Below are 10305 nucleotides of genomic sequence, written 5' to 3' on the forward strand. Positions count from 1 at the left end.
GGTCAGAGGGCGGTGAGGTGCGCGGCAGGGTCGATCGGGAGCCGGACGCCCGGCTTCGCACCAGACGGCACTCCGCCGACATAGAGCCAGCCGAGCAACTCCTCCGATTCGGCGAGCCCGTGCAGCCGGTGCACCTCGGCGGTGCGGGTGAACGCCCCGGTGCGCCACATCACACCCCAGCCGGCGTGTGTCAACAGGAGGCTCAGGGCGTGTCCGACACCCGCCGCTGTGACGTCCTGTTCCCACGGTTCGACCTTGTCGCTCTCCCGATGGCTCGCGACGACCGCGATCAACAGTGATGCCCGAAGCGGCTTGCCCGCGAGCTTGGCCAACTCCGCAGCGGACGGCGGTTCCGCACCGGCCTCAGCAGCGAGGCGTGCGGATGCCGCGGCGAACGCAGCCCCGAGCCGCATGCGGGCGTCCCCGCGCAGCTCGATCAGGCGCCAGGGTCGCAGGGCCCCGTGGTCGGCCACGCGCGCACACGCGGCCACGAGCGGGAGCAGGTCGTCGTGCGTGGGGGCATCCGGTGTCACGGCGGACGACGAACGCCGCCCGCCGATCGCCTCGAGCGGCGTGCACACGGTCTAGTCGACCGGCTTGAACTCGAGCGAGATGGAGTTCATGCAGTAGCGGTCGCCGGTCGGGGTGCCGAAACCGTCGTCGAAGACATGCCCGAGATGGGAACCGCAGTTCGCGCAGCGCACCTCGGTGCGGACGACGCCGAGGGAGGTGTCCTCGATGAGTTCGACGGCCTCCGGGCGCACCGACTCATAGAAGCTCGGCCAGCCGCACCCGGAATCGAACTTCGTGCCGCTCTTGAAGAGTTCGGCGTGGCAGGCGCCGCAGGTATAGATGCCGGAACGGCTCTCGTCGAGCAGCTCCCCGGTCCAGGCTCGCTCGGTGGCGGCCTGCCGCAGTACGGCAAACTTCTCCGGCCCGAGTTCCGCGGCCCATTCAGCGTCTGACTTCGTGACTTCGTAGTCCATGGTTCATCCTTCCCATCGGGCGAGGGCGCAGTGCAGCGTGGCCGCCAACCCTCCCAGCAAGCTTAAACTCAGCCCGGCAGGGGCGTATTCCGATTCCCGGGCCCGTTCAGCACTTTCACACCGGGACGCTCACCGGCACGCTCCCGCGCCTGCCCGGGCACTTTTCCTCCCGGCGAGGGAGCGACCCGCGTGGCCCAGCGAATCCATAGCCGACGCCAAATAGGATTCGAGCAGCGAATGGCGATGGTGAAAGAGGTGGATGGTGGACGGCGTGCGTGACCCGGACCCCGCCGACTCCCCGGGCGGCCTCACCGACCGCGACCGCGGCATCCTGAGCTTCGAACGGCGCTGGTTCACCCATGCCGGAGCCAAGGAGCAGGCGATCCGTTCCGAGTTCGGGCTGTCCTCGGCCCGGTACTATCAACTATTGGGCGTTTTGATCGACTCCCCTCTTGCCCTGGCTCACGATCCCATGCTGGTGAAACGGCTGCAGCGGATGCGTGCAGCCCGTGAGCAGGCACGGGAGCGCCGGACAGTGCGCGCTCCGGAGCACCGAACCAGCCCCGCCCCCTAGGCGCAGCCGGATTTCGACCCCGACGTTCCACCCATTCGCCCGCGACAAGAGGATCGACCCAGCCCCACAATGCCTCCCACCTATCCGAAAGACCGCTTCGACCACCTGCCGCACTCCCTCGACCGAGTGGGCGCCCATCGCGCCCCCGGAAAGAAGGGACGCCACTGGGTTGCGTTCTGGTGGGCACTGGGGGCAACGGCCGTCCTGATCGGCCTCGGAGTCTTCGGGATGGCCTCGCTCAGCAACAAACTCAACATCGCGATCCCCGGGCTGTCCTCCAGCTCGGCGACAGACACGGCGACGGATGCCGCGACCGCCGTTCCGACGGCCGTCGCGACGGTCGATCCGAGTCTCACCGTGACCGTGCTCAACGGCACAAAGGGCACGGGTGTCGCCAAGGCTGCCGGGGAAGCCCTCTCCGCGGCCGGCTGGACCGTCGGCGCGCTCAGTAACGCGAGCACAGAAGATGTGACCAAGACGACCGTGTACTACGCCGATGCGACCCTCGAGGGCGCCGCCCGCGGGGTCGCGGCTTCGTTTCCGGGATCCACGGTGCTCCTCGCGAGCGACTTCGCAACCTCGGGGGCCGACCTCACGGTCGTCGTCGGGGCTGACTTCGTGTCAAGCACCACGCCTGCGTCCTGACCGGCCATTCGCCTCCGGTTGTATAACTCCACGGGGGCTCCTCGTCAACCCCCTTTCGTTCTTTCTTGGCTTCAGTAATCTTTGACTCAGGTCGCTCATCTCGTTCGTCCGGTTGCCCCCTGGGGCAACCGACCGGTCGGACCGGATGGACGCAGTCACATGCGCCAGGCCCGGTACGGCCAACGGGCGGTTGCCGAAAATATCAGAGCACTGGGGAGTTACACATGGCGAACGGAACCGTCAAATGGTTCAACGCTGAAAAGGGTTTCGGCTTCATCACCGTCGACGGCGGCGGACAGGACGTCTTCGTCCACTATTCCGCCATCGACATGCACGGGTACAAGGTTTTGGAAGAGGGACAGCACGTCATCTTCGAACTGGGAACCGGGGCAAAGGGGCCACAGGCCGAGTCGGTACGTCCCGTCTGATCTGAAAAGATCAGGCGCACCCACACCAAGCGCACCCAATCTCGGGCAACACCCCGAGCCGCGCGGCATCCGCGAGTTTGCCGCGTTAGGGTGTGGGGCGTGACAGCGAAAAGAACTGCAAGAATCCACGGGCGAAGCACGGCACGACTTTTCGGTGCCGTGCTTCTTCCATGCCTCCTCTTGGTGATGACGGCGTGCTCCGGAACCGAGCCGCCCACCACGGCGACGCCGACGGCGACCGTGGAACCCACCGCCGCTGCCGTCGACGCCCCGGCGCCGCTGGCGATCGCGCCGCTTCGTGGCACGATCGTGCCGGCCGGGAAGGCTGCGAACCCGTCCCTCGCCGTGAAGATCGACAACCACGAGGCCGCCAGGCCCCAGATTTCGCTGGATCGGGCTGACATCGTCTTCGAGGAACTCGTCGAGGGCGGACTGACCCGTTACGTCGGCGTCTGGCAGTCCGACATTCCCGACGCGATCGGCCCGGTGCGGTCGATCCGGCCGATGGACCCCGACATCATCACGCCGTTCGGCGGAATCGTCGCCTACTCCGGCGGACAGCAGGTCTTCGTCGACATGATGAAGGCCACCCCCGTCATCAACTCGGTCTTCGACTACGACACGACGGGCCTGTTCTCCCGCGTCGCCGACAGGGAGGCGCCGCACAACGTCGTGCTGAAGGCCGCCGAACTCGTCGGGCGCAACGCTTCTGTCGCGCCGCCGGTGCAGCAGTTCGCGTACGCGGGCAGCATCGCGGCATCGACCGCCGGGGTCGATGGCACCCCGATCACCCAGATCAACGCGCGGTTCTCCGCATCGCGCTATCCCGGCTGGAGCTGGGACACCGCCTCACAGGCCTACCTGCGCTCGCAGGAGGGCGCCCCGGACCTCGACACGACCGGCGCCCGCAGGGGCGCCACCAACGTCCTCGTGCTCCGGGTCGACATCGACGGCACCTACGGCGAGGTGCCCAAGACCGTCATGATCGGTACGGGGGAGGGCTCGGTGTCCGCCGGCGGCAAGACCGTGCACGCGACGTGGTCGAAGGCCGGGCAGGCCGACCCGATCCGGCTGATCGACGACAACGGGGTCACCATTCGCCTCGCCCCGGGCAATACCTGGATCGAACTGATCCCGAACGGCACCGGCTCCGTCGAACTCGTCCCGTAGCCTCCCGACGCTTCCCGGCGCTCACTTGCACTCTCGACCCCTGAGTGCCAGAATCGACTTGGCACTCTCTCCTTTTGAGTGCCAACCCATCACCGTTTTGGTAACGTCCGGGAGGGACGAGAAACACATATGGCAAAGATCATTGCTTTCAACGAAGAGGCCCGTCGTGGCCTTGAGCGTGGCCTGAACATCCTCGCTGACACGGTCAAGGTCACCCTCGGCCCGCGCGGACGTAACGTCGTATTGGAGAAGAAGTGGGGCGCCCCCACGATCACCAACGACGGTGTCTCGATCGCCAAGGAAATCGAACTCGACGACCCGTACGAGAAGATCGGTGCGGAACTCGTCAAAGAGGTCGCCAAGAAGACCGACGACGTTGCCGGCGACGGAACGACCACCGCGACCGTCCTCGCCCAGGCGCTCGTCCGCGAAGGCCTGCGCAACGTCGCAGCCGGCGCAGACCCGATCAGCCTCAAGCGCGGCATTGAAAAGGCCACCGCTGCGGTCATCGCAGAGCTGATCGCCAACGCCAAAGAGGTCGAGACCAAGGAAGAGATCGCGGCCACCGCATCCATCTCTGCCGGCGACGCTGAAATCGGCGCGATCATCGCCGAGGCGATCGACAAGGTCGGCAAGGAAGGCGTCGTCACCGTCGAGGAGTCCAACACCCTCGGCACCGAGCTCGAGCTCACCGAAGGCATGCGCTTCGACAAGGGCTTCCTGTCCGCGTACTTCGTGACCGACCCCGACCGTCAGGAAGCGGTCTTCGAAGACCCCTACATCCTGATCGTCAACTCCAAGGTCTCCAACATCAAGGACCTCCTCCCGATCGTGGACAAGGTCATCCAGACCGGCAAGCAGCTCCTCATCATCGCCGAGGACGTCGACGGCGAGGCTCTGGCCACGCTCGTTGTGAACAAGATCCGCGGCATCTTCAAGTCGGTCGCCGTCAAGGCTCCCGGCTTCGGCGACCGTCGCAAGGCCCAGCTGCAGGACATCGCCATCCTCACCGGTGGCCAGGTCATCTCCGAGGAGGTCGGCCTCAAGCTTGAGAACGTCACCCTCGACCTGCTCGGCAACGCGCGCAAGATCGTCATCACCAAGGACGAGACGACCATCGTCGAAGGCGCCGGAGACCCCGAAGCCATCGCCGGTCGCGTTCAGCAGATCCGCAACGAGATCGAGAACACCGACAGCGACTACGACCGTGAGAAGCTCCAGGAGCGTCTCGCCAAGCTCGCCGGCGGCGTTGCCGTCATCAAGGCCGGCGCCGCGACGGAGGTTGAGCTCAAGGAGCGTAAGCACCGTATCGAGGACGCCGTCCGCAACGCGAAGGCTGCTGTCGAAGAGGGCATCGTCGCCGGTGGTGGCGTCGCCCTCATCCAGGCCGGCAAGACCGCGTTCGAGAAGCTCGAGCTCGTCGGAGACGAGGCGACCGGCGCGAACATCGTCAAGGTTGCCATCGACGCCCCGCTCAAGCAGATCGCCCTCAACGCGGGTCTCGAGCCCGGCGTCGTCGCCGACAAGGTGCGCAACCTGCCGATCGGTTGGGGCCTCAACGCCGCGACCGGTGAGTACGTTGACATGCTCCTCGCCGGCATCAATGACCCGGTGAAGGTCACCCGCTCCGCGCTGCTCAACGCCGCGTCGATTGCCGGACTCTTCCTCACCACCGAGGCCGTTGTCGCCGACAAGCCGGAAAAGAACGCTGCTCCGGTCGGCGACCCGTCCGGCGGAATGGACTTCTAAGTCCACCCTGCTCGATAGCTAGACCGCTTCACCGCTTCACCGCCAACAGGGCGTCTCCTCCGGGAGGCGCCCTGTTTTCGCGTCCGGACAGGCACGATCCCGATCCGGTCTCCGCACGTCCGGCATCCGCCGCGTCCCGGCATGCGCCACAATGCGGCGGACGCCGCTACCGGGCGAAGAGCCGCGCGTTGGCCTGCTCGATCTCGGCATACTGCTGGCCGGCCTGGTTGAGCGCCTGGCCGAGGCTTTCAGCGCTCTGCGCAACCTGCTGCTGAGTCGCCCGCCAGTCCGTCACGGCGGCCTGGAACGCGGCGGCGGCCTGCCCGGTCCACGAACCCTCCAGCCCGGTCAGTTGGCCGAGCAGCGCGGCAACCTCCGCCTGGATCCGACCGAGCGTCGCCCTGGCCGTCGTCGTGGTGCTGAGCACGAGTTCACTGTCTACCTGGTACCGGGGCATCTGCAGTCCTTTCGAGGGGTGTGCTGCCACCGTATGGCGGATGCCGCGCCGGGCCGGCGAGTACGCCCCGGCTGGGGACAACTCACCGCCACCCGCGCCAGGGGAGGAGCCGCCGGGGTCAGGGCGCCGGGGTGATCGCGAGGCGCTGCGGCGCGTTCGGGGACTCTGCGAGAGGGAACCAGACCCGGAAGGTCGCGCCGCCGCCCGGGGTTTCGACGACCTGGACGGTGCCGTTGTGGCTGGCGACGATCGACGCGACGATCGCCAGGCCGAGTCCGCTGCCACCGGTCTCGCGTGCACGGGAGGTGTCGGCGCGCCAGAAGCGCTGGAATATCTTGTCGCGGATCTGCGGCGGGATGCCCTCGCCATGGTCGATTACGGCGACGGATGCGCGCTGGTTCCGTCGGTCGACGGCGATCTCGAGTTCGATGGGGCTGTCAGCGGGGCTGAAGCGAAGGGCATTGCCCATCAGATTGGTGATGACCTGTCGGATCTTGTTCTCTTCGGCCATGACGACGGCGGGGATCGCGGCGGTCGGGGCAGCGGTCGGCACTGGCTCGGGGAGGATGGCGAGAGCATCCGCTTTACGGGGGCGACGGGTCCGTAGTCGCGCGAGGGTCGCACCGGCGAAGGAAACCGTGTTCGTGTGCGGGACGGCCACGGCCTCGCCTGCCCGCTTGGGGACCGTCACGAGTGCGGAGGTCGGGACCTCGCCGGTGGAGTGCGCGAGGTCGATGGCGGGGGCCAACGGGACGACAGGCTCTTCGTCCGTGTCGGGAGCCGCCGTCACGACCGTGATGGTGCGACCGGGGGCGGAGGCCATCGCGTCGAGCGCCGCATCGCGGGCGAGGGGGAGCAGGTCGACGGGGGTGAGCGCGAGTGGCTTCGTCTCGTCCAGACGGGCGAGTTCGAGGAGGTCCTCGACGAGGCCGCCCATCCGGATCGCTTCCTTCTCGATGCGCTCCATCGCCTGGGCGACCTCTTCCGGAGTCTGCAGGGCACCCATCCGGTAGAGCTCGGCGTAGCCGCGCACGGAGACGAGGGGGGTGCGGAGCTCGTGACTCGCGTCGCCGACGAAGCGGCGCATCTGGTCGATCGTGCGCGCCCGTTCCTTGAACAGGCGATCGATCCTGCTGAGCATGGTGTTGAGGGAACGGTTGAGCCGGCCGACTTCGGTGTTCGGGGTCGCCCCGCCGAGCCGCTGGCTGAAGTCGCCGTCAGCAATCGCCGCGGCCGTGCGCTCCACCTCGCGCAGGGGGGCGAACGTGCTCGTCACGAGCAACCGGGTGATCAGTCCGCCCAGGAGCACGACGCCCAGGCCGAAGCCGAGGAAGATCGTGAGGTAGGTGCCGACGGTGTTCTCGGACTGCTTGAGCGAGACGGCCATGACGAGGGTGCCGTAGGTGCCGTGGACGTTGGTGACGAGCGGCACCGCGACCGCGAGGAACTCGGTGTCGTGCGAGGCGTCCTGCAGGCGCATGGTCTGGCCGTTGAGCGCGTTGACCGACTGGAGGTCAAGGGGCATGGTGATCTGCGGCAGCTCGCGTACGGGCACGTCGGTCCAGGAATGGTAGCGGAGTTCGCCGTTCTCGTCGTACAGGGCGACGAAGTAGTCCGAGGGAACGACGGTGCCGTTATTCTGCCCGAGGGCGTTCGCGGTGTATGCGACCGACGTCGTCTGGGCATCCGCCTGGAGCTGCGCGTCGACCTGCTGGATCACGTACTGCCGGAGCATGGCCATCGTGCCGATCCCGGAGACCAGGAGACCGAGCGTGAGCATGAGAACGGTCACGCCGGTGATCTTGGACCTGAGGGATATGCGGTTCCACCGCTCCGTGAGTGACTGATGCATCAGGCTGCCAGTCTATTTGTGCAGTCTGGGACTATGCCTTGGCAGCCTTGAGCATGTAGCCGAAGCCGCGCTTGGTCTGGATCAGCGGCTCTGAGGAGTGCGCGTCGACCTTGCGCCGTAGGTAGGAGATGTAGGACTCGACGATGCCGGCGTCGCCGTTGAAGTCGTATTCCCAGACGTGGTCCAGGATCTGCGCCTTCGAGAGCACCCGGTTCGGGTTGAGCATCAGGTAACGGAGCAGCTTGAACTCGGTCGGGCTGAGCTCGATGGGTTCTTCGCCGACGAGGACCTCGTGGGTGTCCTGGTCCATGGTCAGTTCGCCCGCGCGGATGACGGCGTCTTCGTCGGCGTGCATCGTGCGGCGGAGGATGGCCTTGATCCTGGCCACGATCTCGTCGAGGCTGAACGGCTTGGTCACGTAGTCGTCGCCGCCGACCGTGAGGCCGGTGATCTTGTCTTCGGTGTCGTCCTTGGCGGTGAGGAACAGGATCGGCGCCGTGTAGCCGGCGGAACGGAGGCGTTTGGTCACGCCGAAGCCGTTCATGTCGGGAAGCATGACGTCGAGGATGATCAGGTCGGGTTCCTCTTCGAGCACGGCGGAGATCGCCTGGGCGCCGTTGCCGACGGCCCGCACGGCGAAGCCGGCGAAGCGCAAGCTGGTGGTGAGGAGATCCCGGATGTTGGGCTCGTCGTCGACAATAAGAATGCGGGGGCCATCAGTCATTGGACCAGTATCTGCGCGTTAGCTGGACCTTTGCTGTGAGTGACCGGTGTGGTTCGGACGTGAGTAGATTGTGGGTGGGGAGCGGAGCCGCCGGGGCTGATCGGAGGTGGACGCCGCGACGGATTCGAACGGGAGAACGCCATGAAAATCGCAACATGTGTGATCGTCGGGGCCGGCCTCGCCGGGGCGCGCGCGGCAGAGGCGCTTCGCGTCGAAGGCTTCGACGGACGGGTCGTTCTGCTTGGCGAGGAGGCCGAGTACCCCTATATCCGGCCGCCGCTGTCCAAGGATTTCCTCGCCGGGACATCCGCCCGCGACTCGATCGACGTGCACCCGGCCGACTGGTATGCCGCACAGGACATCGAGGTCGTGCGGGGTCGCGCGGTGACGGCGCTCACCCTCGACGCGCGGCAGCTGAGCTACGCCGGCGGCGGGACGCTGCACTATGACCGGCTCCTTCTCGCGACCGGGGCGGCCGCCCGGCCGTTCCCCGGCCCCGGGGGAGACCTGGACGGCGTCCACCTCCTGCGCACCGTGGCCGACTCGACCCGGCTGAAGGCGGCGCTCGCGCCAGGGGGACGCCGGATCGTCGTGGTCGGAGCCGGCTGGATCGGACTCGAGGTTGCGGCGGCTGCCCGCAGCTACGGCAACGACGTGACGGTGCTCGGCCAGGGCGCCGTGCCGCTGCAGCGCGCGGTCGGCGCGGAGATCGGCGGAGTCTTCGCCGCGCTCCACCGGGCCAACGGGGTAGACCTGCGAATGGAGACCGGCGTGGCCGAGATCCTCGGCACGGACGGAAGGGTCACGGGCGTCCGGCTCCAGGCGGCCACGGACGGGACCCCCGGCCAGGACGGGTCGTCCGGAGAGGTCGTGCTCGCGGACGTCGTCGTGGTCGGGATCGGCGCGACACCCAATACGCGGCTCGCTCTCGACGCGGGGCTCGAGGTGGCAGACGGCATCGTCGTCGACGCGGCCTTCCGCACCAACGAGCCAGGGGTTTTCGCGGTCGGTGACGTCGCGAGCGTGTTCCATCCCGTTCTCGGACACCACCTCCGGGTCGAGCACTGGGCGAACGCCGAGAATGCCGGCCGGGCCGCCGCACTCTCCATGCTCGACCGTGCGGTGAGCTACGAGGAGATTCCCTACTTCTACACGGATCAATTCGACCTCGGAATGGAATACTCGGGGTATGGTGATTTGGCGAGGGATGCGGAGCTGGTGTTCCGGGGAGACCGGACTGCCCGCGAGTTCGTCGCGTTCTGGGTCGCCGACGGCCGTGTGGTTGCGGGCATGAACGTCAATGTCTGGGATGTCAACGAATCCGTCCAGAATCTGATCAGGTCGCGCGTCCGCGTCGACGTGTCCGCGCTGAGGGACGAATCCCGAAGCCTCGACAGCCTCCTCGGCCCCGCGGCCGCCCGGAGCCACGGCGCCGACGCCGGTCGAGCGGTCGCCGAGACGCCAGGGGTGGGTTCCTGATGGCGGGCGGTACCGCCGCGTTTCCCGTTTTCATCCATCCCCGTCGCATGATCGGCGGCCGCGAATTCGATTTCGATCGCGAGATCGCGGTGATGGCGATCATCAATCGCACCCCAGACTCGTTCTTCGACCAGGGCGCCACCTTCGCCCTGGACAAGGCCGTCGCTGCCGCGCACCAGGCGATATCCGATGGCGCGGACTGGGTCGACATCGGCGGGGTCAAGTTCGCGCCATCGGATAT

General features: G+C 67.2%; 12 protein-coding genes. 7 read left to right on the top strand and 5 right to left on the bottom strand.

Going from position 1 to position 10305, the window contains the following annotated elements; all coding sequences use genetic code 11:
* Positions 1-2: 2 nt before the first annotated feature.
* Positions 3-581, bottom strand: coding sequence for a nitroreductase family protein (locus QN345_RS10990; protein WP_322137240.1), 579 nt, complete (start codon positions 579-581; stop codon positions 3-5).
* Between the two features lie 3 nt (positions 582-584).
* Positions 585-986 carry a peptide-methionine (R)-S-oxide reductase MsrB gene (gene msrB / locus QN345_RS10995; RefSeq protein ID WP_134450046.1) on the bottom strand — a complete coding sequence of 134 codons (402 nt, stop codon included), beginning with the start codon at positions 984-986 and terminating at the stop codon, positions 585-587.
* Between the two features lie 259 nt (positions 987-1245).
* On the opposite strand from msrB, the gene QN345_RS11000 reads away from it, so the two are divergent.
* The 5 genes from QN345_RS11000 (at position 1246) to groL (ending at position 5552) form a co-directional block, all read left to right on the top strand.
* Positions 1246-1560, top strand: a complete 315-nt coding sequence (locus QN345_RS11000) for a DUF3263 domain-containing protein (RefSeq protein ID WP_322188383.1) — start codon at positions 1246-1248, stop codon at positions 1558-1560.
* A 69-nt stretch (positions 1561-1629) separates the two neighbouring features.
* A complete protein-coding gene (locus QN345_RS11005; protein WP_322137242.1) occupies positions 1630-2205 on the top strand; it encodes a LytR C-terminal domain-containing protein in 576 nt (191 codons plus the stop codon).
* Positions 2206-2429: 224 nt separating this feature from the next.
* Positions 2430-2633, top strand: coding sequence for a cold-shock protein (locus QN345_RS11010; protein WP_134362230.1), 204 nt, complete (start codon positions 2430-2432; stop codon positions 2631-2633).
* Between the two features lie 159 nt (positions 2634-2792).
* On the top strand, positions 2793-3803 hold the full coding sequence (locus tag QN345_RS11015; protein ID WP_134564054.1) for a DUF3048 domain-containing protein: 1011 nt from the start codon (positions 2793-2795) through the stop codon (positions 3801-3803).
* A 129-nt stretch (positions 3804-3932) separates the two neighbouring features.
* Positions 3933-5552, top strand: coding sequence for a chaperonin GroEL (gene groL, locus QN345_RS11020; protein ID WP_134450050.1), 1620 nt, complete (start codon positions 3933-3935; stop codon positions 5550-5552).
* 166 nt (positions 5553-5718) lie between these two features.
* On the opposite strand, the gene QN345_RS11025 is transcribed toward groL, so the two are convergent.
* From QN345_RS11025 to QN345_RS11035, 3 genes are all read right to left on the bottom strand, one after another.
* Positions 5719-6009: a WXG100 family type VII secretion target gene (locus QN345_RS11025; protein ID WP_134450051.1), complete on the bottom strand. Its 291-nt coding sequence runs from the start codon at positions 6007-6009 to the stop codon at positions 5719-5721.
* Positions 6010-6127: 118 nt separating this feature from the next.
* A complete protein-coding gene (locus tag QN345_RS11030) occupies positions 6128-7861 on the bottom strand; it encodes a HAMP domain-containing sensor histidine kinase (RefSeq protein WP_322188377.1) in 1734 nt (577 codons plus the stop codon).
* Positions 7862-7892: 31 nt separating this feature from the next.
* A complete protein-coding gene (locus tag QN345_RS11035; RefSeq protein ID WP_134450053.1) occupies positions 7893-8585 on the bottom strand; it encodes a response regulator transcription factor in 693 nt (230 codons plus the stop codon).
* A gap of 141 nt (positions 8586-8726) precedes the next feature.
* On the opposite strand from QN345_RS11035, the gene QN345_RS11040 reads away from it, so the two are divergent.
* Both QN345_RS11040 and QN345_RS11045 read left to right on the top strand, forming a co-directional pair.
* Complete coding sequence (locus QN345_RS11040; protein WP_322140972.1) at positions 8727-10064, top strand: NAD(P)/FAD-dependent oxidoreductase; 1338 nt, start codon at positions 8727-8729, stop codon at positions 10062-10064.
* On the top strand, positions 10064-10305 hold a 242-nt coding region (locus tag QN345_RS11045), incomplete at its 3' end, for a dihydropteroate synthase (protein ID WP_416347661.1). The genes QN345_RS11040 and QN345_RS11045, both read left to right, overlap by 1 nt.

Source organism: Cryobacterium sp. 10I1, assembly GCF_035019805.1.
GTDB classification, from domain to species: Bacteria; Actinomycetota; Actinomycetes; order Actinomycetales; family Microbacteriaceae; genus Cryobacterium; species Cryobacterium glucosi.

What these genes read in the sequence shown, in the direction of transcription:
- QN345_RS11010 (WP_134362230.1), top strand. Translation starts at nt 2,430, where the DNA reads ATGGCGAACGGAACCGTCAAATGGTTCAACGCTGAAAAGGGTTTCGGC.
- QN345_RS11005 (WP_322137242.1), top strand. Translation starts at nt 1,630, where the DNA reads ATGCCTCCCACCTATCCGAAAGACCGCTTCGACCACCTGCCGCACTCC.
- QN345_RS11040 (WP_322140972.1), top strand. Translation starts at nt 8,727, where the DNA reads ATGAAAATCGCAACATGTGTGATCGTCGGGGCCGGCCTCGCCGGGGCG.
- groL (WP_134450050.1), top strand. Translation starts at nt 3,933, where the DNA reads ATGGCAAAGATCATTGCTTTCAACGAAGAGGCCCGTCGTGGCCTTGAG.
- QN345_RS11000 (WP_322188383.1), top strand. Translation starts at nt 1,246, where the DNA reads ATGGTGGACGGCGTGCGTGACCCGGACCCCGCCGACTCCCCGGGCGGC.
- QN345_RS11035 (WP_134450053.1), bottom strand. Translation starts at nt 8,585, where the DNA reads ATGACTGATGGCCCCCGCATTCTTATTGTCGACGACGAGCCCAACATC.
- QN345_RS11025 (WP_134450051.1), bottom strand. Translation starts at nt 6,009, where the DNA reads ATGCCCCGGTACCAGGTAGACAGTGAACTCGTGCTCAGCACCACGACG.
- QN345_RS11030 (WP_322188377.1), bottom strand. Translation starts at nt 7,861, where the DNA reads ATGCATCAGTCACTCACGGAGCGGTGGAACCGCATATCCCTCAGGTCC.
- msrB (WP_134450046.1), bottom strand. Translation starts at nt 986, where the DNA reads ATGGACTACGAAGTCACGAAGTCAGACGCTGAATGGGCCGCGGAACTC.